Below are 23,779 nucleotides of genomic sequence, written 5' to 3'. Positions count from 1 at the left end.
AATGCTGCGCAAAATCAGCTATCGGAGGTTTCAATGTCTGAAGGAAAAGTCGCTCTCATCACCGCCGGCGGGTCCGGCATGGGGGCGGCGGCCGCCAGGAGGCTCGCCGCGGACGGCTATCGCGTCGCTGTTCTCTCTTCCTCCGGCAAGGGAGAGGCGCTGGCAAATGAGCTCGGCGGCGTCGGCGTCACCGGCTCGAACCAGTCGAACGACGACCTGAAGCGGCTCGTCGATCTGGCGATGGAGCGATGGGGGCGGATCGACGCGCTGGTCAATTCCGCCGGTCACGGCCCGCGTGCGCCGATCCTCGAAATTTCAGACGAGGACTGGCACAAGGGCATGGAGGTGTATTTCCTCAGCGCCGTGCGGCCGACCCGTCTGGTGACGCCGATCATGGAAGCCCAGCACGGCGGTGCGATCGTTAACATTTCGACGGCATGGGCCTTCGAGCCTTCGCCGATGTTCCCGACCTCTGCGGTCGCCCGGGCGGGACTGGCAAGCTTCACCAAAATCTTCGCCGACACCTATGCGGCCAAGAACATCCGCATGAACAACGTCCTGCCCGGCTGGATCGACAGCCTGCCCGCGACCGACGAGCGGCGCGACAGCGTTCCGATGGGCCGCTACGGCACGAGCGATGAAATCGCCGCCACCATCGCCTTCCTCCTGTCGGAAGGTGCGGGCTACATCACCGGCCAGAACATCCGCGTCGACGGCGGCATCGCCCGTTCCGTCTGAGCGACTGCCGGTGGATCTGACTGACATCGATGCCTCGGCATGGGCGGAGCTGGAAACGGCTGCGGCGGATCCGCAGTCGGGTTTCCGCTATGTGAGCCTCTGCTCCGTCGATACCGAGGCGAAGCCGCAGGCGCGCATGGTCGTGCTGCGTGCGGCCGATAGGTCGGCGCGGTGTCTCGAATTTCATACGGATACGCGCAGCTCCAAATGGCTGGAACTTTCAGTCAATCCCCGCGTCACGATCCTCGGCTTTAGCGCCGAGAGCCGGCTGCAGCTTCGGCTTCAAGGGGCGGTCGAGCTTCATGGGCCGGGAAGCGGAGGTGCTAATGCCGCGTGGGGCAGGCTGCCCGCGCGGACGCGGATGGCCTATGCGGGCGGCCCGCCCGGGGACGAGCGCGCCTTCGAAATGATCGACGCGGCAGAGCCTGCGGATGAGGCCGAGGGGAAGACGCGCTTTGGCGTCTTGATCTTCCGGGCCTGGACGCTGGATTGGTTCCAGCTGCGGCAGCAGGACAATCGTCGCGCGCTGTTCTGTTATGACGAAGCCGGTGCCCTCTCTTCTTGCCGCTGGGTCAATCCCTGACCTGAAATCGGCGCGCTTTCGGACGTCGAGTGGAGGCGATCAATCGTCCCTGGGGGCGGTCCGATTTCGGCGTCGCCAGCCCGTGAGTTCCAGCGTCAGGATGCGAGTTTCGAGCAGGTTGAAGATGCGCAGCACCGCCTGGATCGCCTCGAAGGGCTTGGTCAGGAAATCCTTTGCGCCGAGGGAAAGCGGATGGACGGCCGAGCGAAATCAGGAGTAGCATCCGCGGCAGCGGCAGGTCGCCGAAACGGCCGGCCACGGGAGACGCGATGATGAAGCACAGACTGTTTCGCCTGATGTTCGGGGTGCTGGCATTTGCTTCCGCACCGCCGGTTTCCGATGCCTTTGCCGCAGCCCAGCCCATCTTCTGGAGCGCTTTGCGGCCGGCCGAACAGACCAAGGCGACAATGCCGCTGTCGGGCAAGACGGTCAGCGGCCCGCAGGGCGAAACGCTTGCCTGGCATGACGAAGGCCAGCCCGTCGCATTGACGGGCTTCGTGCTGCCGGTCGACCAGGATGGTGATCTCGTCTACGAATTCATGCTGGTCCCCTGGGCCGGAGCCTGCAGCCACATGCCTTCCCCTCCGCCCAATCAGCTGGTCCGCGTCGTTCCGCAGGAGCCTCTGCACCTCGAAAGAATGTACGAGCCCGTCACCGTAACGGGCAGCCTGCGGCCCGGCTTGGACCAGGCGCAGTTCTTCATGATCGACGGTGTCCGCGTCCTTGCCTACGGCTACAGCATGAGCCATGCCCAAGTGGCGAAAGCGACGGCGACCGATGATCCCGATCTGCTGACGCTCTCGCCTTTCGGCATTCTGCCTCGCTAGCGGAACGGCTTCTTGCATGAGTGCCGCCAGCCGCGTATATACATAACTATATATACGATCCGTGGAGCGTTCTCTATGCCGCAATATGCGCGCGTCTTTCAATCCGGCAATTCGCAGGCCGTCCGGCTGCCGAAGGAGTTTCGCTTCGACGTCGATCAGGTGGAAGTGACACGGGAAGGCGATGCGATCATTCTGCGGCCGCGGACCGATCACGGCGGCCGCTGGGCCTCGTTGCGCAGCGCCCTGGAGCGCGGCCTCAGCGACGATTTCATGGCGGAGGGACGTGAGCAGCCAGAAGATCAGGAGAGAACTGGCCTTCAGGACTTGTTCAAGTGATCACTCATCTCATCGATACCAATGCGGTGATCGCTCTGATCGGCCGGAAGTCCGACATGCTGCTCGCCCACGTCATGGACAGCGACGAGGGATCGATCGGGCTGTCGAGCATCGTCCTGCACGAGCTCTATTACGGCGCCTACAAGAGCGCGAAAATTTCCTACAATCTCGAAACCCTGCGCCTGTTCATGGCGGATTTCCCGACCGTCGGTTTCGAGCGCGAGGATGCGCTGGCCGCTGGAGAGATCCGCGCGGCGTTGGCGGCAAAGGGAACACCGATCGGTCCTTATGATGTGCTGTTAGCCGCGCAGGCGAAGACGCGGGACCTTGTTCTTATTACGAACAACGTCGGGGAGTTCCGGCGCGTGGATGGCCTGCGCGTCGAGAATTGGACGACCGGGCGGTAGCCCCGGAGAGCTTCAGCCGGCGTTTCGGCACGCACTATCCGCCTCTTCACGCAGCCGGTTTATACGGAGAGGAATCCACACTGCCTTCACTCATATCAGATGTCGAAGGCGCTCGGCAGGATCACCACGTCGCGGATCGTCACGTTGCGCGGCCGGGTCAACATGAAGAGCACGGCTTCGGCGACGTCTCGCGGTTCGATCAAGGCGCCTGCCTCGCGTGCTTTGCGCAGGTTTTCCGCAGGCCAGTCTTTCAGCAGAGCGCTGCTGACAGGTCCGGGCGAGACGGACCCCACGCGGATGCCGTTCTTGAGGAGCTGCCGCCGCATGGTCTGGACGAAGCAATGCATCGCCCATTTCGAAGGCGAATAGACCGGCTCCCACGGGACCGGGGCATGGCCCGCGACCGAACTGGTGACGATGATGTCTCCCGTCCCTCTCTCGATCATGTGCGGCATGACCGTCCGGACGTTCTTGATGACCACGTTGACGTTCAGATTGAGCATGCGGTCGATCGCATCGAGGTCGGCATCCGCCAGATCCCCGCCGATATAGGTGCCGGCATTGGCATGGAAGATGTCGAGCTGGCCGGCCTTCGAGAGAATGCCGTCCAGCAGGCCGGCGCAATCCTCGGGTTTCAGAAGGTCGAGCGGCAGCGCGATCGCCCTCTCGCCGAGCCTGCCGCAGGCCGCACTCAGCGCCGCCTCGTCCCGATCGATCATCACGACCGTGCCGCGCGCCGCGATGATCGCCTCGGTCGTCGCCAATCCAATACCCGAGGCAGCTCCAGTAATGGCCGCGACTTTACCTTGCAAATCCTTCATGTCCACTCCTCCAAATGTGTCGATCATCTATCGCATGCGGGGTCGGTCATGGCTAGAAGTGCGGCGTGGCGGGGATGATCTGGGCGATTGGGCGGTGGTGCCTCTGAACTCTCTTCCGTCAAGCTCGGGCTTGTCCCGAGCACTTGCTTCCGGTCGATAGGGCAGCAGATCCTCGGCACAAGGCCGAAGACGACGCCGAGTAAAAATGAAACGGCTGCGGAAAAGTGGCCGGAGGCTAACCCCACACTCCTCATTCCTGTGCCTGTCACAGGAATCCAGCCACCGCGCGTCCGCGCGCTGAATGACTATTTTGAAAACAACGGAGTTTCCTAGCCCAAGGACTTGGGCGCGCTGGATCCCTGTGACATCCCTCGGACGAAGCCTGAGGTCAAAGGAATGAGGGAAGGATAGGTGGTGCCCGCGCCCCACGAACCATCACGTGCGGCGAGGATCGGAAGCTTGGTCGGTTGTAGCCGCCCCAGGACATTTACAAAAAAACCGGGCGCGGTCGAAACCGCGCCCGGGCCGAAATGGCTGCCTTTATCAGACGAGGTCGAAGCGGTCGGCGTTCATGACCTTGTTCCAGGCGGCGACGAAGTCCTTGACGAACTTCTGCTTGGCGTCGGCCTGGCCGTAGACTTCGGCGAAGGCGCGCAGCTGCGAGTGCGAGCCGAAGATCAGGTCGACGCGGGTACCGGTCCACTTAGGCGCACCCGTCTTGCGGTCGCGGCCTTCATAGACGCCGTCCTTGCCGGCGGCGAGAACCCACTGCGTGGCCATGTCGAGCAGGTTGACGAAGAAGTCGTTCGTCAGTGTCTCGGGGCGCGAGGTGAAGACGCCGTGCTCGGGATTGCCTGCCTTCAGCACGCGCAGGCCGCCGACGAGGACGGTCATCTCAGGCCCGGTCAGCGTCAAGAGCTGGGCGCGGTCGACGAGCGCTTCTTCCGGCTTCATGAACTGATGGCGCTTGTCGTTCACATAGTTGCGGAAGCCGTCGATGCGGGGCTCGAGCGGCGCGAAGGAATGCGCGTCGGTCTGGGCTTCGGACGCGTCCATGCGGCCCGGCGTGAAGGGCACGCTGACGGCGTTGCCGCCCGCTGCCGCGGCCTTTTCGACGCCGGCAGCACCGGCAAGCACGATCAGATCGGCGAGCGAGATCTTCTTAGCCCCCGTCTGGGCTGCGTTGAAGTCCTTCTGGATGCCTTCGAGAACACCGAGCACCTTGGCGAGCTGCGCCGGCTGGTTGGCTTCCCAGTCCTTCTGCGGGGCAAGACGGATGCGCGCGCCATTGGCGCCGCCGCGCTTGTCGGAACCGCGGAAGGTCGAGGCCGACGCCCAGGCGGTCGAGACCAGTTCCTGCACGGAAAGGCCCGTGGCGAGAACCTTGGCCTTGAGGTCGGCAATGTCCTTGTCGTCGACGAGCGGATGGTCGACGGCCGGGATCACGTCCTGCCAGATCAGGTCTTCAGCCGGAACTTCAGGGCCGAGGTAGCGCACCTTCGGTCCCATGTCGCGGTGGGTCAGCTTGAACCAGGCGCGGGCGAAAGCGTCGGCGAACTGATCGGGATTTTCCAGGAACCGGCGCGAGATCTTCTCATAGATCGGGTCGAAGCGCAGCGACAGATCGGTGGTCAGCATGGTCGGAACATGCTTCTTACCCGCCTCATAAGCATCCGGAATGGTGGCTTCGGCATTCTTGGCCCGCCACTGATGCGCGCCGGCCGGGCTCTTCGTCAGCTCCCACTCGTGGGCAAAGAGGTTTTCGAAGAAATAGTTGCTCCACCTGGTCGGCGTCTGCGACCAGGTGACCTCGAGGCCGGCGGTGATCGCGTCCTTGCCGACGCCGGTGCCGAACGTGCTCTTCCAACCAAGGCCCTGGTCTTCGATCGCGCCGCCTTCCGGCTCGGCGCCGATAAAGGACGGGTCGCCTGCGCCATGGGTCTTGCCGAAGGTGTGGCCGCCGGCGATCAATGCCACGGTTTCCTCGTCGTTCATTGCCATGCGAGCGAAGGTTTCACGGATGTCGCGAGCCGCAGCGACCGGGTCGGGATTGCCGTTCGGGCCTTCCGGGTTGACGTAGATGAGGCCCATCTGCACGGCGCCGAGCGGCTCTGCCAGCTGGCGTTCGCCGCTGTAGCGCTCATCGCCGAGCCAGGTGCCCTCAGGGCCCCAATAGAGCTCCTCGGGCTCCCAGACGTCGGCGCGGCCGCCGGCGAAGCCGAAGGTCTTGAACCCCATCGATTCGAGCGCGACGTTGCCGGTGAGAATCAGGAGGTCGGCCCAGGAGATGCGGTTGCCGTATTTCTGCTTGATTGGCCAGAGCAGCCGGCGAGCCTTGTCGAGGTTGGCATTGTCAGGCCAGGAGTTCAGCGGTGCGAAACGCTGCTGGCCCTGGCCGGCGCCGCCGCGGCCGTCGGTGATGCGATAGGTGCCGGCGCTGTGCCAGGCCATGCGGATGAACAGGCCGCCGTAATGACCGAAGTCGGCCGGCCACCAGTCCTGCGAATCCGTCATCAGCGCGTGAAGATCCTTCTTCAGCGCGTCGAGATCGAGCTTCTTGAACTCCTCGGCATAGTCGAAGTCCCTGCCCATCGGGTCGGCACGGCCGGAATTGTGTTGAAGAATCTGCACGTTCAGCTGGTTCGGCCACCAGTCGCGGTTGGCTCTGCCGCGCGGCGTATTGCCATGGGCTACAGGACATTTTCCTGTGCTGTCAGTGGGGTTGTCCATGATCGTCTCCTTCATTGCTTGATCGGTCCGCGGTTCAAAAAGATGAGCCGAGCTGGCGCCCCACTCTCTCCCTGGGAGTCTTCATATCGGAAGCGTTCAATAATTTTAAGTTGGATTTACTGATTGTCGCGATAAGCTGAGGTTATGAAGAATCTTACCCTGAAACAGCTACGCTATTTTGAAGCCCTGGCGCGGGATGGCCGCTTCCGCCGTGCCGCCGACGCCTGCGCCATCTCCCAGCCGGCGCTCTCCATGCAGATCAAAGAACTCGAGCAGGAATTGGGCGGCGAGCTCTTCGAGCGCAGCGCGCGCGAGGTGAAGCTTACCCCGTTCGGCCAGAGCTTCGCGCTGCGCGTCCGAGACATCCTGCGCGCCGTCGACGAATTGGGGGAGTTTGCCCGAGCCTCGCATGAATCCTTCCTCATGCGTCTGCGCATCGGCATCATCCCGACGATCGCACCCTACCTGCTGCCGGCGATTATAAACGATCTCAACGAAACCTTCGCCGGAATTCAGATCGAGGTGCGCGAGACACAGACGGGCAGGCTGGTTCAGGAATTGACACAGGGCCAGCTTGACATGGCGATAGTCGCGCTGCCGGTGTCGGAGCCCTCGCTGACCGAACTCGAGCTTTTCAGGGAAGAATTCGTGCTGGTCCGGCGGCAGGAGGATGGAGACAAGCCGGTGCCCGAGCGCGAGGCGCTGCGCGAAATGCGGCTGCTGCTGCTCGAAGAGGGCCACTGCTTCCGCGACCAGGCGCTGTCCTTCTGCAAGGTGGGCCCTGCCCGCCCGCGGGAGATCATGGAAGGCAGCTCGCTCTCCACCCTCGTCCAGATGGTCGGCGCCGGCATCGGCGTCACCCTGATCCCTGAGATGGCCGTTCCGGTCGAAACGCGGTCGGCGCCTGTCTCAATCTCCCGCTTCCCCGCGCCGCAGCCGTCGCGGACGATCGGCATGGTCTGGCGCAATTCGACGCCGATGGCCAAGCAGCTGCAGGAGGTCGCCGAGGCGGTGCGCCGCTCGGCCGAGACTATGCGCGCGCAGGATGCGCTCACGTGACGGACCTTGGCCGTCATCCTAGCGTCTAAGACCCGCCCCTCACCTCAACTGCGGCGCTTGAACGTATGCTCGGCTGCCGGAAATTTGCGCGCGCGCACCTCCTCGGCATAAGAGGCGGCAGCGTCCGCGACCCTCTTGCCGAGCTCGTCGTAGCGTTTGACGAAACGCGGCTTGAAATCATTGAATAGGCCGAGAATGTCGTCGGAAACCAGGATCTGGCCGTCGCAGGCGGAAGAGGCGCCGATGCCGATTGTCGGTATGTGGATTGAAGTCGTCATCTCGCGGGCGAGCGGCTCCACCGTGCCCTCGACGACGACGGCGAAGGCGCCCGAGCCGCCGATCGCATGCGCGTCGCGGCGGATCTTCGAGGTTTCGTGTTCGGAATGGCCGACGGAGCGATAGCCGCCGGCGGTGTGGACGAGCTGCGGCATCAGGCCGATGTGACCGAGCACGGGAATTCCCCGCTTCGTCAGGAAGGCGATGGTTTCGGCCATCTCCTCGCCGCCTTCGAGCTTGACGGCGTCGCAGCCGGTTTCCTGCATGATGCGCACGGCGTTGCGGAAGGCAATCTCCTTCGATTCCTGGTAGCTGCCAAAGGGCATGTCGACGACGACGCAGGCATTGGCGACGCCGCGCATCACGGCCTTGCCATGGGCGATCATCATGTCGAGCGTCACGCCGATTGTGGTCTCCATGCCGTAGAGCACCATGCCGAGCGAATCCCCGACCAGCAGCAGGTCGCAATGCTCGTCGAGGAGGCGCGCCATCGGCGTCGTATAGGCGGTGAGGCAGACGATCGGCTTACCGCCCTTCATGGCTGCGATTCGCGTCGGCGTCAGGCGCTTCTGAGATCCGGTGGCGCTCATTTCGTCACTCCCTTTCCCGGCTGGCCGCTCATTCGGTTGTCCCGGATCATTCTGTTCCCGCTCGCCGGGCTGCTGTTGTCTCCGACAACTCTGTTGTCGAGAAGCCGCGTCGTGCCGATCCTCACGAAGAGCGCCACGACGATGGCGCCTTCGAGCGAAGCGACCGGCGCCAGTGTTTCTGCATCCCTGACGGCGACGACTTCGGGTTTTGCCAGAGGCTCGCGGCCAATGAAGGCGGTGAGTTTCGCCTCAAGTTCTTGCGCATCGGTGATGCCTTCGGCGATGAGCCGCTCGGCCTCATCGAGCGCCTGCGGAACGATCACCGCCGCGCGCCGCTCATCGGGGCTGAGATAGACATTGCGCGACGACAAGGCGAGGCCGTCGCTGTCGCGCACGGTCGGCACAGAGATCACCCGCACCGGCACGGCGAGATCTTCCACCATGCGCTTGATGATGACGACCTGCTGGTAGTCCTTCTCCCCGAAATAGGCAGTTTGCGGCTGGACGATGTTGAAAAGCTTGGTGACGACGGTGGCGACGCCGGCAAAATGGCCGGGCCTGACTGCGCCTTCGAGTTCGCGGCCGAGATCGGGAACGTCGACCACCGTCTTCATCGGGCGGGGATACATATCCTCGACGCCGGGCGCGAAGAGGAAATTCACGCCGGCCTGCTTGAGCATGTCGCCATCGCGCTCCAGATCGCGCGGATATTTGCCGAGGTCTTCGGCCGGGCCGAATTGCAGCGGATTGACGAAGATTGAGACGACGACGATGTCGTTCTCGGCCCGGGCGCGCGCGACGAGCTTGAGATGTCCGGCGTGGAGATAGCCCATGGTCGGAACGAGGCCGACGGTGCGCCCCTGCCGCTTCAGCGCATCGAGCGTGTGGCGCAGCTCTTCAATATTCGAGAAAACCCGCATACATCCTCCCCGCGGCCGGTCACTCATCTTGGGCGCGGATAAGAAGTGTAATCGAAGCGGGAGGTCAATGCACTTCCGTGACAAAAAACGATTAGATGCATGGCGGGCCGATAAACCGACCCATATCCGCTCGGGAATCTTTGTCTCGCATCCGGCTTGCCGCAGGGCTAGCAATGTGCGACCTGCGCCTCTATCTACCCTCTCCGTCAAGATACCATCACAGTCGGCCGTTATGGAGAATGCATGGACAAACCCTGGAAGATCAGCCGCGGCCCGATTGCGGCGACCGAGCTCGACGTGGAAAAGGCCAACGCGATCAACACGCTGTTGGTGCGGCCAGTCGGCGTGCTTCCGACAAAGGCCGGAGATCCGGTCCTTCCCTTCGCCGTCGGCCTGTTCAACGAGCTGCGCCCGCTCCTGAAGCCCGATGCCGGCGTGACGACGCTTCGGCGCGCGACCGCGGCCTATGTCCATTGCCGGCGCTATTATTTCGCCAGCGCTCAGCCCGATTCCATGCGCCATAACATCGACGGCGAACCGGTCGAGCCGCTGTCGGAGGAAGACCGATTGGTTGCGCAGAAGCGTTTCCTGAGCCTCAAGCAGAGCGCCGCGAAGGCCGAGGAAGCCGAGCCGGCACCTGTCGTGGTTCCCGCTCCTGTGCTGAGCAAGAACGAACAGATCCGCGCCGCACTTCTGCGCGGCAGGAAGAACGCCGTCAGCTGAGCTTGGCGACAGGTGGATCTTTTGCGCGCAGGAGCGCCATCAGCATCGGCCCCAACGCGAACTCACCTCGCTCGGCGCGCCGCGTGAGGTCCCGGAGATAGCCGCCGGCGGAATGGATGCACCCTCCCCTCTGCAAAATGCAGGCGATGACGGTGGCGGCGTTTTCCGGTCCCATCACCGCGCACGCCTGCTCATAGGCAGATGGGCTGACGTGAAGCATCGTGCGCACCACGATAACAGCCGTCATCAGATCCCGCCAACTGCCGATCGCGCCGCCCGGACCGTAATCGGAAATGTGGGGGCAGGCCTGGAGAATCATGGTGAGCGGGAAGGATTTGAGTTCGGTTGCCCTCTTCCTGACGGCGAAGCGCCATCGCTCCCCGCCACTCGCCTGCGCTTCCGGACTGTCATCGTCCGGTTTCGTCTCCGGCTGATCATTGCGCTCGGCCCGCCTCTCCGCCGTCACCCCCTGTCCGCTTTCGAGACCCGCTTCAAATTCAATTATGGATTCGGGGTGAGAATTCTGTATGTGGCGCTCAATTTGGGATTCACTGGCGCTCGGCATCTGCATTTTCTCGTGCAGTTCCAATAGGTTGACGATTTTCTCGCGGGTTATCTCGAGTTCTTTGAGGATGGGCGGGAGGTTTTCCAGACTTGCAGCCTTCGGAATACGCTGCAGGATCGCCTGGAACGTCGAAGAGATGCGCTGCCAGTCGCCGGGAACAGCTTCCTCGACGGCTGCGGAAATCAGCTTGCCGATGTCGCGCCGGCAGATCGTCAGCCGCTCCTTCAGACCACGCAGCATCTGCCGGTCGGCGACGATGCGCGCCGCCATCGTCTCGATTTCGCCGGCGCGGGCGAGAAGCGGGGCGAGGCTGAAGCCGTAGGCCTCGTCGATCCCGCCTTCCCTGCCGCGACGTACATAACGCTTGCCGTTCGGGCTGTCCTTGCGGGAGATGAGGCCGGCTTCGACGAGCACGGCAAGATGCCGGCGCAAGGTGGCGGCGGCCATGCCGCGGGCTCTGAGCGAAAGCTGCGCGTTCGAGGGAAAGACCACCAGCGGTTTGTCGCTGGAGAGTTCGTCCTCGGGATAAAATGTCAGCAGCGCATCAAGCACCGTCAGCGCCCGGTCGGTGACATCCAGCCCTGCCCGCGCCTCGCAGACCGATCGGAACAGCTTCCATTTGTTGCGCGTCGTTCCGGCCGCGATTGCCTCGCCACGCCGCTGTTTCAGCAGCATGGCAAGCGACATGGGCCGCCGCCCGAAGGGCGTCGTCACATAGTCACTCTCCATTTCCTTCACCTCTCATCAGGCAAAAGAAATCCGCTCACCGAAACGATGCGAGGAGGAAAAGTGCGGCAGCGTCATTTGCGCGTCTGAAAAGACGCCGAGGCGCTGCAGGACTCTTGACTGGGATTCGTGAAAATGCGATTCTCTGTCTTGCTTAAGGATGTGAGAAGGGCTTCCACGACTCGTTCGTTTGGGGGCCTTTTTCTTTTGCGGTTTCAGTCTCCTTGTTTGCCCTCCTCGGCGAGGAATTGCTCATAGAGCGCATCCAGCCTGCCGGAGAGAAATTCTCCGAAGCGGCCGGCATTTCTCGCCTTCATCGAGAGCGAGAACGCCTTGCCGTCATTCTTCATTTCCGCCTGCACCGCCTTATCCCGCGGCTGCCATTTCACCTTCCTCGCGGCGACGGTTTTCTTGACCGGCCGCGCGCTTTTGTTCAGCGCCGCATAGAGCGCTTCGAAACGCTTGTCGGAAGGCAGTTGATGAAAGCTGTCCTCTTGCAGGACCTTTGCGACACCTGCCGCATTGGCCGATTTGCCGGCGAGCAGCGAAAGCTCCACCCAGCGCTCGCGGCCGACGCCGGGCGCAGGCCCGATTGCCTGGACGACCTCCGGCGAGATGCGGTCCATTACCGACAGCATCTTCGAGACCAAAGCCGCATTGGCGGCAAGTGCGGTCGAGATGACCTCCCTGTCGTAACCGAGCTCCTCCAGCCGTCTGGCAAAGAGTGCGCGCTCGATGAAGGTGAGGTCGGCGCGGGCCGAATTCTCTTGCCCCTGGGCGATCACGTGGGTCCGGTCGTCGATCGCCTTGACGACGGCGCGGACATTGCGGCCGAGTTCGCGGGCGGCGCGCAGCCGCCGGTGGCCGAAGACCACCTGATAACGTCCGTGGATCCTGGCGTGGGGACGCACCAGGATCGGCGTGTCCTGTCCGCGCGCCCGGATCGCTTCGACGAGCGCTTGGAAGTCATCGTCATCCTCGGACAGCCGGTCCTTGACGAAGGAGGCTTCGACGAGATCGGGGTCGAGATCGACCACCGCCTCGCCTTCGAGGAATTTTTCCGCCTGCTTGGCAAGCTCATCCAGCGAGCGGACGAGCGACCGGCCTGCCCCGCGCATCGGATAATTCGGCGCGCCTGCGTTTTCATCAGGCATATCGGCCAGTCCTTCCAGCAGATTCTTTCGTGCCATCAGCTTCCTCCGATTGCGGTCATTGCATTGATTTGCTTGACGGAAACAGTAAATTTGTCAGCCGACAAATTCACCGCCCCCATGCTTGGTGAATGAGGCCGGCGATCTCCGTGTTGACGGCGTCCATCGCCTCCAGCGCGCGATCGTAGGTTCCCCGATTCATCGAGGCGCGCTCTACCTCGTAGAGCGTCTGTTTGGTAATCCCGGCATCCGAGATCGCCGTCGATTTGACCATCTGGTTCTTCAGCATGAACTCATGGAACATCGTCGACATGAAGCCGACCATCTGCGCCTGCGGCACGTCGGTCGGCTCGTAGCGGGTGATGAGATAGCGATACCAGGAGAGGTTCACTTCGGCGCCGGCGGCGCGGATCGGTTTCAGGATGCCGCCAAGCATGAGCAGGAACTGGCCCATCGACATGACGTCGAGCATCTGCGGATGGATGGTGATCAAGACGCTTGATGCCGCCGTCAGCGCCGTCAGCGTGAGGTAGCCGAGCTGCGGCGGGCAATCGATGACGACGACGTCGTAGAGGTTGTCGACTTCAGCGAGCGCGCGGGAGATGCGGGTGAAGAAGGTCTTGCCGTCATTGCTCGATTTGTCGGCCATGGCGAGCGGCGTATCGTACTCATATTCCTGCAGGTCGAGATTGGCGGGCACGATATCGAGGCCGGGAAAATTCGTCTTGTGGATGATCTCGGAGAGCGGCTTCTTCTCGCCGTCATAGCGGATCGCTTCATAGAGCGACGAGGCCTGGTCGAACTCCGGCTGGAAGCCGTGCAGAGAGGAGAGCGATGCCTGCGGATCGAGATCGATGGCAAGCACGCGATGGCCGGTCAGCGCCAGATGCTGTGCGAGATGGGCTGATGTCGTCGTCTTGCCAGAGCCGCCCTTGAAGTTGACGACGGCGATGACCTGCAGCTTCTCATGGCCGCGGCGATGGGGCACATACATGCGGCTCTCGGAGCGGCCATGCGCATCGAGATAGCGCCTGAGCTCCAGCATCTGCTCGGCGCTGTAGGAGCGCCGCCCGGACGGCGAAGTCTGCGGGCAGGGGCCCTTGCCTTCGAGATGCAGTTTCTTCAGCGTGCTCTGTGAGGCCCCGACATAATTGGCGACCTCGGCGAGAGAGAAGCTGCGCAGCGTCTTCTTCGCGTTCGGCGGGAAGCGCTGCACGCTCAAGAGATGCAGCTTCTTCGAAATGACATCGCCGTGCTCGAGAATCTGATCCTCGAAATGCAGCGGCGCGGCCTTCAAGGCGTTCGAATTAGCGTTCATCGGCAGTAATCTTTCGGATAACGATTTTCGGGATCAAAAGCCCTTCTAACCGTTATTATCCGCGATTCTCCGATGCCGGCCAAGAAATTTAAGGTTAACGCATATTAACCTTTTCGGTGCTCGTTCAAGCACTTGCCGGTTCTCTGCGTGATGTCCGACGACCGGGATTTTGGGCCGGGGGCGCGATAACGCGCCCCCGGCGGCGCCCGGCCGAAGGGGAGGGGTCATTCGGCGGGCTTAGAGCCTTTCCGGGTTAGATTGCAGCATTCTGTTGGCTCAAACGGAGTCGGATGGTCGACCGGCCGGCGCGCGTCGTAGCCCAGTGCTACGGCCAAGCCGGCCGGTCGATCAGCCGGCCCGTTTCAGCCAACCCGAAGGGCCGGGCATCTTTTCGCCAGGATCAAAGGCGATCGGCTCGACCGTACCTAGGGGTATGCCCTTCGCCAATCGCCTTTGCCCTGACGAAAACCTGCTCCGGCAGAATGCTGCAATCTAACCCGGAAAGGCTCTAACTCAGTGGCGCTTCGCCTGTGGTGATGCGCTGCTCGTCGGCGCCGAACAGGTGAACGGTGTCGTGACCAGGGGCGATCCTCAGCACGTCGCCGGGGGCGGCCCTGATCCGCTCGCGGAAGACGCAGGTCAGCGTCTGCCCTCCGAGCCGAACGAGGACGAGTGTTTCCGAGCCCGTGGGTTCGACGACGACGGTCGTCACTTCGATACCGTTGGCGTCGAGCATGATATGTTCGGGGCGAATGCCGTAGGTCACCGCATCGACCGGCCGGCGTTCGCTCGGCAGCAGCAGGCCGTCCACGGTCCTGAACCCGTCTTCGCTCATGCTGCCCTTGATGAAATTCATCGCCGGCGAGCCGATGAAACCGGCGACGAACAGATTGTTCGGGCGATCGTAGAGTTCGAGCGGCGAGCCGGACTGCTCGATCAGCCCGTCCTTCATGACGACGATCTTGTCGGCCATGGTCATTGCCTCGATCTGGTCGTGGGTGACGTAGATCGTCGTCGTCTGCAGTCGCTGGTGCAGCTCCTTGATCTCCGAGCGCATCTGCACCCGAAGCTTGGCGTCGAGATTCGACAATGGCTCGTCGAACAGGAAGACGGCCGGATCGCGCACGATCGCCCGGCCCATGGCGACGCGCTGCCGCTGGCCGCCGGAAAGCTGCTTCGGATAACGCTCCAACAGATTTTCCAGCCCGAGGATCTTCGCCGCATTGCCGACCCGCTGATCAATCTCCGATCTCGGCATGCGCTTCATCCGCAGCGAGAAGCCCATGTTCTTGGCCACCGTCATATGCGGATAGAGCGCGTAGTTCTGGAACACCATGGCGATGTCGCGATCCTTCGGCGCAAGCTCGTTGACGATGTGCCTGCCGATCTGGATCTTGCCCGAAGTGATGCCTTCAAGGCCGGCGATCATCCTGAGAAGCGTCGATTTCCCGCAGCCGGATGGGCCGACCAGCACGACGAATTCGCCGTCGCCGATATCGACGGACACGCCTTTGATGGCTTTGAACGCGCCGTAGTCCTTGCGCGCATTGCTGACCGAAACATGGGCCATGAAACTCCTCCCGAATTCGCCGTCAAAGTCCGTTCAAGACACTCTTGAGATAATCGAGGCCGAGACGCTGGCCCTCTTTGCGCGCGGCCAGGTCCTTGCCCGGCCAGCCGTAAGCGGCATCCTCGTGCTCGATCGACAGCGTGCCGTCGAAACCGTAGCCGCGGGCCTGCCTGAGAAAACGCGGCCAGTCGAGCAGGCCGAACCCCGGCAGCTTGTATTGCCACCAGCCCTTGCCGTGATAGCCGAGCGCCTGCAGGGCTTCCGCGTCGATCGCCGTATCCTTGGCATGCAGGATGGCGATGCGGTCCTTCACTGCCTCCAGCGCCCGATAGGGATCGACGCCGATGCGGATGAGGTGCGATGGGTCGAATTCGAGGCCGAAGCGGCGGTCCTCGATGCGGCGGAAAAGTTCCTGCCATCCCCTAGGCGTCGTTCCGATGAAATTGTCTCTAGGTCCGGGCCAGTTTTCGATCGCGAAGGTGAGGCCGCTGTCTCTCGTCTCTGCGATCAGCCCGTTCGCGAAGTCGGCAAAGTCGTCATAGTTGGCTTCCTCGTTCGCCGCGTCGTCGCGGCCGGGAAAGATCACGAAGATCGGAACGCCGGCGCCGCCGATCGCTCTGGCAAATTCTGATGTCCTTGCCCGAAGCTCCCGGCGCTTGTCGCGATCCGCATCGAGCTGGTTGCCGAAAAAAGTGATCGAGGAGACGAAGAGGTCGCGGCTTCTTGCCAGCGTAACGGCGTCCTCCACTCGGTCGGGCGTCTTGATGTGGCCGCCGACATCGATCTCGATCGCTTCGAACCCCGCCGATGCGGCGAAATCCACCACTTCCCCCAGCGGGCGGTCATTGAAAGTCGAGGTATAGAAGCCGATCTTCACCATATCCTCCCGGGCCTTTCGGCCGTTTCAACTGTTCAGTCGATCCATATTCTTGAGTGGCGAGCGGGTGCGTTGGGCCACATCAGCCGAGGCGAGCATCAGCGCCGCCGCCATCGGCATGGCGGCCGCGCCCATGGCCGAGGCGTCCTCGCCGATCGAGGCGCGATGCAGCGAGGGCAGATTCGTGTCCTCGGCGTCGAGATGTTCGTGCACATAGCGCAGCAATTCATCGACGATGCGGATCGGTAGCCGGCCGCCGACGAGCACGGCATCGGGATCGACGATCATGGCGATATGTTTGACCGCGATGGCCAGATGCGCGCTCATTTCCTTCAGCCATTGCGAAACGAGGCGTTTGCCGCGCGCATCGAGCGTCAGCAGATCCTGCGGGAAATGCACCTCGACGCCGTGCTTTGCCAGGAAATCATAGAGGAAGAACAGCGAGAAGATCTCGCCGAGAAGCTGGACCTTCTGCGCCCCTCCGTCACCATCGGCGATCGGAAGCCAGCCGATTTCGCCGCTGAGGCCCATGGCGCCGCGATGGCCGTTGCCGTCGAGAACGAGGCCGCCGCCCGGGCAGGCATTGACGGCAATATAGAAGAAGCTGCTGCTTTCGGCGCCGAGGCCGTAGTTGAGCTCGGCAAGGGCGGCGGCATTGGCTTCGTTTTCGGTGAAGACGGGATGCGGCGTCAGGCTCTCCAGGGCGGCGCGCACGTCGAAATCAGTCCATTCCTGGTAGGCGTCGGGCTTGCCGAGCAGCGAGATTTCGCCGAGCCAATCCGGCATGGCAAGGCCGATGCCGGCAAGGCGCGCATCGTCGATCAGCCGGCTGCGCTGGAAATGCGAGATCGCATCTGATGTCAGCTGCATGAATTCCGCCGGCAGGATGAACCGCTTCTCGTGATGTACCCGGGCGCGCACATTGCCGACGGCATCGACGGCGAGAATCGTCAGGTGGTCGCGGTCGATATTGATGCCGATCGCGTAATAAGCATCCGGATTGATCTCGAGCTCTATCGCCGGCTGGCCCCTCAGCCCATGCCGACGGCGGGCTTCCATGATTAGGCCCTCGTCGAGCAGGCGGTCGACGATGCGGGCGATCGCTGGTTTGGTAAAGCCGGTTTGCCTGGCGATCTCGGCCCGCGAAATCGGCGCCTGACGGTGGATGCAGCGGAGCACGACGGCCCGATTGTGCTCGCCCGCATCTTCGACATTGGCGCCCGTCAGATCGGGAGAGTGCCTGGCGCCGAGTGTCTCGTTCATGCGTTCAATCCTTCCGCACGCGTGAAGAGTGAAGCAGACCTCTTCATCCCTTCACCGCGCCGCTGGTCATCGCACCGAGGATCAGCCTCTGGAGCGACAGGAAAGCCACGATCGCCGGAACGACCGCAATCAGACAGGCGGCGGCAAGCAGCTGGATGGACGAGTCGGTCTGCATGCCGCGGAAGTTAAAGATTCCGACGCCGATCGGCATCAGGTCATTTTTGGTGAGCAGCAGGAAAGGCACCAGGAATTGCGACCAGCCGGCAATCACGGTGATGATGAAAACCGAGGCGATGCCCGGCGCGGACAGGGGCAGGATGATGCGCCAAAACACCGAGAACCGATTGCAGCCGTCGATCATCGCCGCCTCATCGAGGCTGCGCGGAATGCCGTCGACGGTGCTCTTCAACAGCCAGGTCGCCAAGGGAACGCCGAGCGCGATATAGACCATGACGACGGCAAAATGTGTGTCCAGCAGGCCGAGGCGGTTCATGTAGCGGTAGAGCGGCACCATGATGACCAGCGGCGAAATCATCTGGAAGAGTAAGAGCCCCATCATCGAGAGGCCCTTGCCGCGGAACTGGAAGCGGGAGAAAGCGTAAGCGGCGGGCAAGGCAACGATCAGCACGCCGAGCCCGCTCAAGGCCGCAAGCTTGAGGCCGTTCCAGAGATAGATCGGAAAATAGCTGTTGTTGAGAACGGTGATGAAGTTCTGGATGGTGGGGTTGTCGGGAATGTAGCGCGCCGCGCCGCGATAGACCTCGCGCTTGTCACGCAGCGCCATCGACAGCAGATAGGTAAGGGGGCCGGCGAAGAAGACGAACATCACCAGCATGAAGAGATAGCTGATGGCATCGCCGAGCCGGGTTCCGGTGCGTCCGCTCATTGCTCTTCCTCCTTCGGCAGGAACGATGCGTAGACGAAGGCAAGCCCGAGGCTGATGATGAGCATCAGCACCGAGAGCACGCTGCCGCCGGAGAGATCGTAGTTTCGGAAGACGATATTGAAAACGTAGAGCGAGATCACCTCGGTCGCGCGCCCGGGCCCGCCGCCGGTCAGCGTGATGATTGCATCGAAGGTGTTCACCGTCTGAATGGTGATCAGGATCATGTTGACGAGGATGGCGGCGCGCAGCTGCGGCAGCGTGACGAAGAAGAACTGCTGCGATGCGTTGGCGCCGTCGACCTCGGCGGCTTCGTAGAGCGAGGGATCGATCGATTTCAGCGCCGCATACATGACCACCATCGAAAAGGCCGTGCCGCGCCAGATGTTCGAGATCAGCGTCGACCACGGCGCCATCGCCGGGTCCGAGAGCCAGGCGACGGTCGGCATGTGCATGAGGCGCAGAATGCTGTTCAGCGCGCCGTAGGGCGCTTCGGAAAACAACATCTGCCAGATGATGCCGCCGGCGATGCCCGGCACGACCCAGGCGACAAGCGCCGTGGTCCTCAGGATCGTGGTGCCGAACAACCCGCGCTTTTCGCCGCGTATAACGGTGACGGCGACCGCAAGGCCGAGGATCTGCTGGCCGATGACGCTGCCGCCGACGAAGATCAGCGTCGCCCAGAGAATGTCGGGCAACTGCGGCGAGCTCAGCGCATTGGCGATCGAGCCAAACGTATATTGTTGGTTTTCGCCGATCAGCGTCGCATTGGTGAAGGAAAGCCGGAAAACGTCGATGACGGGATAGAGGTAGAATATGCCGATGACGATGATCACGGGCATGATCCAGGGCAGCGGCGCACCGGCGAACCGGCGCATGAACGTTCTGCTTTGAGGCGGGCTGTCAGCCTCGATGGCAATAGGGCTCATTGGCTTCTCTGTCCGGGTTTGGCACTGTCGACGGCGCCTGCTGACAGGCGCTGTCGCGCTCAGAAGCTGCCCCTCACCCTAGCCCTCTCCCCGTAAACGGGGAGAGGGGACGTGCCCTGCGAGGCGCTAGTGAGGGACGGAGAGGTCGCGGCTTGTCCCTTCGCCCCGTTTTCGGGGAGAAGGTGGCGGCAGCCGGATGAGGGGCTGGCCGCGGCTAGCAACATCACAGACGCTTGTATGCCTCCATCGCCGCGCTGAATGCGGCGTCCAGGGCTTCTTCGGGTTTCTTCGTTCCCGAGAGCACGTCGCCCATCATGATCTGGATCTGGTTCGAGATCTCCGGATAGATCGGCACGCCTGGGCGTGCCTGGCCGTCGACCAGCGCATTGGCGAAGGTCTTGTTGGCTTCCGTCGAGAAGACCTCGTACTTATCAAACAGCGACTTGCGGGTCGGCAGCTGCTGCTGCAGCGCGTTCGCCGGTCCCATATACACCTCGCGCGCCAGGTTGGCGCACATTTCGATCTTCTCCTTGTCTTTGCTAAAGGAAGCGATCGTCCAGCCGCCGGTGCCGGTCGAGCGTTCATTGGCCGAGGGGCCGGGGATCGGCGAGAAGGTCCAGTTCTTGAAGTCGTCCTCGTCGAGCGTCGACTTCAGCTGCGCATATTGCCAGTTGCCGCCGATGAAGAGCGCCGTCGTTGCCGCTGCGGCCGCGGCGTTCATGTCGTCATAATTGGCGATGGTGGTGACGCGCTTGGGGGCCGCGCCGGAATCGACGAGATCCTTGAAGTAGTTCAGCGCCTTCAGGAATTTCTCCTTGTTCTCGCCTTCGCCGAAGACCGGCTTGCCCGAATCGTCGACGAGCTTGCCGCCGAGCGCCCAATAATTCGCGAGCCAGTCGAAGGTCGTGCCTTCCCAGCGCCCGCCGTTGAAGAGCACGCCTTCCATACCTTCCTTGGTGGAGGCAAGGGCAGCCTTCTTCAGGTCGTCCCAGGTCGCAGGCGCATCTGCGACGACAGACTTGTTGCGGTAGAGCACGCGAAGGTCGGTATCCCACCACCAGGCGCGGATCGTCTGGTCCTTGTCGGTGATGCCGCTGCGTATGAAGGGGAAGAGGTCGTCTACTTCTTCCTTGGAGAAGTAGGGCGTGAAATCGGCCAGCACGTGGTTGACCATGAACTGTGACAGCACGAAGGAGTCGACGGCGGCGCAGTCCGGCGCATTGCCGGCCTTGGCCTGTTCCAGCATCTTGGCCTGTTCGGTGCCGATGTCGGAGGACATAAACTGCATCTGCAGCTTCCAGTCCGGGTGCTTCTTGATGAAGTCGACGAAGAGCTTCTGGTAGCCCTCGGCGATGGCGGGATCGGAATTGTTCGGGCTATCGTTCGTCAGGCGGACGACGAGGGTCTTCGGCGCATCGGCAGTGCCGATCCGGTCTTTGGTGGCAAGTTCCTGGGCAAAAATCGTCGATGCTGAAAATAAGACAGTGCTCAGCGCCAATGCGCTGACGGTTGCGCTCTTCATGATGGGTCTCCTCCCCATTTTGAACGAATACAGCCTGGCGGTCGGTTGACCTCTCCTCATTTCCGTGCTGCATTAATTAGATTAAGTTACTTTGATTTGATGTCAAGCCAGAGCTTGGGAGGATGAGATGCTGGCGACATTCAACAGCAGCTAGTGCGGGCCCCGGTTTTCGGAAGGGATGCGCGCCAAATTTAAGTTATCGAGCGCGCCTTAGGGACATCAGGCGCATCCAACCCGCAATTTTCCTGAAGAAAAGCCCGGTCGATCTCGGCTGGCCGCGATGGTGTCGGTTCGTTTTGGCTGGCCGCAGCGGCAGCCGCAAACTGAAGTCCATGGAGGAGAAGATGCGTTTACTCATTGTCGGAACCGGGGGCATGGCCAATCAGCACGCGGCCCACTTCAAGGCGATCGAAGGCGTCAGCGTCGTCGGCGGCGTCGATGTCGTTCCCGAGCGGCTTGCGGCATTCTGCACCGAACACGGCATCGCAAACCATTTCAGCACGCTCGAGGAGGCGCTCGCCTGGGGCGAGTTTGATGCGGTGGCGAACGTGACCCCTGACCGCATCCATCATCCGACGACGCTGCAGGCGGTCGCCGCGGGCAAACATGTCTTCTGCGAAAAGCCGCTCGCCACCGATGCCGTCAAGGCCATGGAAATGACCGAGGCGATCGAGCGGGCCGGCAAGGTCGGCATGGTCAATCTCACCTATCGCAATTCGCCGGCGCTGCAGAAAGGCCGGCAGATGGTGCTCGCCGGCGAGATCGGCGCGGTGCGCCACGTCGAGGCGTCGCATCTGCAAAGCTGGCTGGTCGGCCGCCATTGGGGCGATTGGAAGAGCGAAAGCAAATGGCTCTGGCGGCTGAGTAAAAAGCACGGCTCAAACGGTGCGCTCGGGGATATCGGCATCCACATCGTCGATTTCGCCTCCTACGGCTCAGGCCTCGACATCGCCCATGTCTTTGCGCGGCTGAAGACCTTCGACAAGGCGCCGGATCATAGGATCGGCGAATATGATCTCGATGCCAATGACAGCTTCACGATGAATGTCGATTTCACCAATGGCGCGATCGGCACGATCCAGGCGACACGCACGGCCGCCGGCCAGATGGATCAGCTGCGCCTTAGGGTCTATGGCGAAACTGGCTCGGTCGAGATCATTTACGACACCGGCAAATCGAGCTTGCGCGCCTGCCTCGGCGAAGACGTGCACACGGCGACCTGGCGCGACGTGCCTTTCGATCCCGTCGAGACGAACTACCAGCGTTTCGTCCAGGCCGTGCGGGCGGGCAAGACCCAGGAACCTTCCTTCCGGCGCGCCGCCAATATCCAGAAGGTGCTCGACAAGGCGCTCGCCTCCGATCTCAGCCACGCCGACGAGGCGCTTGCGTAAGCCGGTCAAAGCGCGCAGCGCCTTTGGTCTTACGCCGACGCCGGCGGCAGCAGCAGGGTGTTGAGGAAGGGCAGGAGGGCAGCACCCAGCGCCACGCCTCCGCCGCTGAAGCTTGCCGGCCGCATCGGCGAAATCCAGGGCGTCAGCAGCGGCCTGGTCGAGGTGTCGCGCCGCTCGACGGAAAGCTGATGGATCAGCGCCCCGATCACGCCCTGCGGCAGGTCGCCGCCGATCATGACGACGCTCGGGGCGATGAAGCCGGCCATGGCGATGATCGGGTCGAGCAGATGGCCGGCGGCCTCGCGTATCCATTGCGACAGCGACGGCGAGGAGAATTCCTCGCCCTTGAGCAGGCGCGCGAAGTCCTCGTCGCCGATGCGTGAGCGCAGAGAATCGAAACCGACGACCGTGTTGAGCTGGACATTGTCAGGCCCGGTCAGCATTTCGCCGATGCTGCCCGCCCGCCCATGCACGCCGGAATAGGGAATGCCCCGGATGAGGAAACCCGCCTGAACGTCATCGTCGATGATGATCATCGCAAGCCCCCCTTCCGGCATGGCGCTGCCGATCGTGCGCTCGGCAAGCAGGCTCGCCGTGCATTCGTTTTCGACATAGGGACGCGCAATCGTCGACATCGCGGAGAGCTGCTCGCTGCGCGCATCGCTCCAATCGTTGGCGGCGATCCCGAGCCCGACGATCGGCAATGTCGCACGCCGATCGACCATGTCCCTGACCGCCGCATGCACCGCGCCGACGCCGTCCTCCGGCTCCACGTCGAAATACACCCGGTCATGCACCTGGCCGCTGAGATCGATCAGGACGATCTCACCGCGCGTCCGGCGAAGCTTGACGCCGATCGAAAACGCGCCCTCCGAGCGCAGCGAGAATTCCGTGGCTGTTGCCCCACCGCCGAGCCCGTTGCGCCGGTTCGAGGTCACGAGCTTCTCATCGGCGAGCCGCCGCAGGATGTTGGTGATGCCGGGGCCGGTCAGTCCGCTATGGCGGCCAAGCTCGGTGCGCGTCAGCGGCCCATGCCGGCGGATGGCTTCCAGGATGACACGAATATTCCGGTCGGCGATCTCCCCCGACCTCAGACCCACCGTTTTGGCGCGCGCGGCGCCCATCTCCTGAGCGTGAAGCCGACGCGGCCCTGACCGAAGATACCGCATGACGGTCTTTCCTAGAGCAACATTTCGGTTGTGTAACACGCTTGCCCGTGTTCGTAACGATTTTCCAATAGACACGGGGCTAACTCATTCCGTTGCCTGCTTCAGGAGGTCAGGATGGCGTCTACACCGACGACGGCCGAGTTGATGTCAACCATCGTTCGCTTAGAGCAGAAGTATCGTCGATACGACAAGGCGACTGCTCTTTTCGCTGTCTACGAAAAGCTCTGCGAGCGTTTCGAAGAAGATTTGGCGCAGGAGCGCGATGTTCTGCTCAGCAAGGCAGCCGCATTGATGGTGATAAAATATTGGGTCGAGCAGGCGGCATGAAAAGGTTCTCGACTGACGAGACCCTTTTCCTAAAGATAAGTTGGGCATTCTCCGCCGCCGACGGCGAATCAAGCAGCC

The 23,779-nt window shown here is 62.5% G+C and carries 23 protein-coding genes; 9 read left to right on the top strand and 14 right to left on the bottom strand.

What is annotated here, in order from left to right:
• The first annotated feature begins 33 nt into the window (after positions 1-33).
• From GGD53_RS27440 to GGD53_RS27420, 5 genes are all read left to right on the top strand, one after another.
• On the top strand, positions 34-738 hold the full coding sequence (locus GGD53_RS27440) for an SDR family oxidoreductase (RefSeq protein ID WP_184459870.1): 705 nt from the start codon (positions 34-36) through the stop codon (positions 736-738).
• A gap of 10 nt (positions 739-748) precedes the next feature.
• The gene (locus tag GGD53_RS27435) at positions 749-1,321 is read left to right on the top strand and encodes a pyridoxamine 5'-phosphate oxidase family protein (protein ID WP_184459869.1); all 573 of its coding nucleotides are present in this window, start codon (positions 749-751) and stop codon (positions 1,319-1,321) included.
• A gap of 269 nt (positions 1,322-1,590) precedes the next feature.
• Positions 1,591-2,148 (top strand): DUF3299 domain-containing protein, encoded by a 558-nt coding sequence (locus GGD53_RS27430; protein ID WP_184459868.1) that lies wholly within the window; start codon positions 1,591-1,593, stop codon positions 2,146-2,148.
• Between the two features lie 75 nt (positions 2,149-2,223).
• Positions 2,224-2,484, top strand: a complete 261-nt coding sequence (locus GGD53_RS27425) for an antitoxin (RefSeq protein WP_085781307.1) — start codon at positions 2,224-2,226, stop codon at positions 2,482-2,484.
• Positions 2,481-2,891: a PIN domain-containing protein gene (locus tag GGD53_RS27420; RefSeq protein ID WP_184459867.1), complete on the top strand. Its 411-nt coding sequence runs from the start codon at positions 2,481-2,483 to the stop codon at positions 2,889-2,891. The genes GGD53_RS27425 and GGD53_RS27420 overlap by 4 nt, the downstream gene beginning before the upstream one ends.
• 95 nt (positions 2,892-2,986) lie before the next feature.
• Here the strand turns inward: GGD53_RS27420 and GGD53_RS27415 are convergent, their stop codons facing one another.
• A complete protein-coding gene (locus GGD53_RS27415; protein ID WP_184459866.1) occupies positions 2,987-3,712 on the bottom strand; it encodes an SDR family oxidoreductase in 726 nt (241 codons plus the stop codon).
• 543 nt (positions 3,713-4,255) lie between these two features.
• Entirely contained in the window at positions 4,256-6,442 is a 2,187-nt protein-coding gene (gene katG, locus GGD53_RS27410) for a catalase/peroxidase HPI (protein ID WP_184459865.1), read from the bottom strand.
• Between the two features lie 144 nt (positions 6,443-6,586).
• Between katG and GGD53_RS27405 the strand changes: the two genes are divergently transcribed.
• On the top strand, positions 6,587-7,501 hold the full coding sequence (locus GGD53_RS27405; RefSeq protein ID WP_184459864.1) for a hydrogen peroxide-inducible genes activator: 915 nt from the start codon (positions 6,587-6,589) through the stop codon (positions 7,499-7,501).
• 44 nt (positions 7,502-7,545) lie between these two features.
• Here GGD53_RS27405 and panB read toward each other — a convergent pair whose 3' ends face one another.
• Positions 7,546-8,367: a 3-methyl-2-oxobutanoate hydroxymethyltransferase gene (gene panB / locus GGD53_RS27400; protein ID WP_184459863.1), complete on the bottom strand. Its 822-nt coding sequence runs from the start codon at positions 8,365-8,367 to the stop codon at positions 7,546-7,548.
• The gene (gene panC, locus GGD53_RS27395) at positions 8,364-9,287 is read right to left on the bottom strand and encodes a pantoate--beta-alanine ligase (protein WP_184459862.1); all 924 of its coding nucleotides are present in this window, start codon (positions 9,285-9,287) and stop codon (positions 8,364-8,366) included. Before panC ends, panB begins: the two co-directional genes overlap by 4 nt.
• Before the next feature lie 243 nt (positions 9,288-9,530).
• Between panC and GGD53_RS27390 the strand changes: the two genes are divergently transcribed.
• Positions 9,531-10,010, top strand: a complete 480-nt coding sequence (locus GGD53_RS27390; protein WP_184459861.1) for a ProQ/FINO family protein — start codon at positions 9,531-9,533, stop codon at positions 10,008-10,010.
• On the opposite strand, the gene repC is transcribed toward GGD53_RS27390, so the two are convergent.
• The 9 genes from repC to GGD53_RS27345 all read right to left on the bottom strand — a co-directional run bounded on the left by repC (position 10,003) and on the right by GGD53_RS27345 (position 20,814).
• Entirely contained in the window at positions 10,003-11,304 is a 1,302-nt protein-coding gene (gene repC / locus GGD53_RS27385) for a plasmid replication protein RepC (RefSeq protein WP_184459860.1), read from the bottom strand. The genes GGD53_RS27390 and repC overlap by 8 nt on opposite strands.
• Positions 11,305-11,516: 212 nt before the next feature.
• Positions 11,517-12,491 carry a plasmid partitioning protein RepB gene (gene repB, locus GGD53_RS27380; protein ID WP_184459859.1) on the bottom strand — a complete coding sequence of 325 codons (975 nt, stop codon included), beginning with the start codon at positions 12,489-12,491 and terminating at the stop codon, positions 11,517-11,519.
• A gap of 70 nt (positions 12,492-12,561) precedes the next feature.
• Positions 12,562-13,770, bottom strand: a complete 1,209-nt coding sequence (gene repA, locus GGD53_RS27375) for a plasmid partitioning protein RepA (RefSeq protein WP_184459858.1) — start codon at positions 13,768-13,770, stop codon at positions 12,562-12,564.
• A 508-nt stretch (positions 13,771-14,278) separates the two neighbouring features.
• Positions 14,279-15,340, bottom strand: coding sequence for an ABC transporter ATP-binding protein (locus GGD53_RS27370; protein ID WP_184459857.1), 1,062 nt, complete (start codon positions 15,338-15,340; stop codon positions 14,279-14,281).
• A gap of 22 nt (positions 15,341-15,362) precedes the next feature.
• Positions 15,363-16,217 (bottom strand): TIM barrel protein, encoded by an 855-nt coding sequence (locus GGD53_RS27365; RefSeq protein WP_184459888.1) that lies wholly within the window; start codon positions 16,215-16,217, stop codon positions 15,363-15,365.
• Positions 16,218-16,244: 27 nt separating this feature from the next.
• Entirely contained in the window at positions 16,245-17,480 is a 1,236-nt protein-coding gene (locus tag GGD53_RS27360) for an ROK family transcriptional regulator (protein WP_184459856.1), read from the bottom strand.
• A gap of 43 nt (positions 17,481-17,523) precedes the next feature.
• Complete coding sequence (locus GGD53_RS27355; RefSeq protein WP_184459855.1) at positions 17,524-18,366, bottom strand: carbohydrate ABC transporter permease; 843 nt, start codon at positions 18,364-18,366, stop codon at positions 17,524-17,526.
• The gene (locus tag GGD53_RS27350) at positions 18,363-19,292 is read right to left on the bottom strand and encodes a carbohydrate ABC transporter permease (RefSeq protein ID WP_184459854.1); all 930 of its coding nucleotides are present in this window, start codon (positions 19,290-19,292) and stop codon (positions 18,363-18,365) included. Before GGD53_RS27350 ends, GGD53_RS27355 begins: the two co-directional genes overlap by 4 nt.
• A gap of 223 nt (positions 19,293-19,515) precedes the next feature.
• Positions 19,516-20,814: an ABC transporter substrate-binding protein gene (locus GGD53_RS27345; RefSeq protein WP_184459853.1), complete on the bottom strand. Its 1,299-nt coding sequence runs from the start codon at positions 20,812-20,814 to the stop codon at positions 19,516-19,518.
• Positions 20,815-21,158: 344 nt separating this feature from the next.
• Between GGD53_RS27345 and GGD53_RS27340 the strand changes: the two genes are divergently transcribed.
• A complete protein-coding gene (locus tag GGD53_RS27340; RefSeq protein WP_184459852.1) occupies positions 21,159-22,205 on the top strand; it encodes a Gfo/Idh/MocA family protein in 1,047 nt (348 codons plus the stop codon).
• Between the two features lie 29 nt (positions 22,206-22,234).
• On the opposite strand, the gene GGD53_RS27335 is transcribed toward GGD53_RS27340, so the two are convergent.
• Positions 22,235-23,374, bottom strand: a complete 1,140-nt coding sequence (locus GGD53_RS27335; RefSeq protein WP_184459851.1) for an ROK family transcriptional regulator — start codon at positions 23,372-23,374, stop codon at positions 22,235-22,237.
• A gap of 144 nt (positions 23,375-23,518) precedes the next feature.
• On the opposite strand from GGD53_RS27335, the gene GGD53_RS27330 reads away from it, so the two are divergent.
• The gene (locus GGD53_RS27330) at positions 23,519-23,701 is read left to right on the top strand and encodes a hypothetical protein (protein ID WP_210303362.1); all 183 of its coding nucleotides are present in this window, start codon (positions 23,519-23,521) and stop codon (positions 23,699-23,701) included.
• The last annotated feature ends 78 nt before the right edge of the window (positions 23,702-23,779 follow it).

This window comes from Rhizobium aethiopicum (assembly GCF_014197535.1).
Lineage (GTDB): Bacteria > Pseudomonadota > Alphaproteobacteria > Rhizobiales > Rhizobiaceae > Rhizobium > Rhizobium aethiopicum_A.
This window is presented reverse-complemented; position numbering and strand designations above follow the sequence as displayed.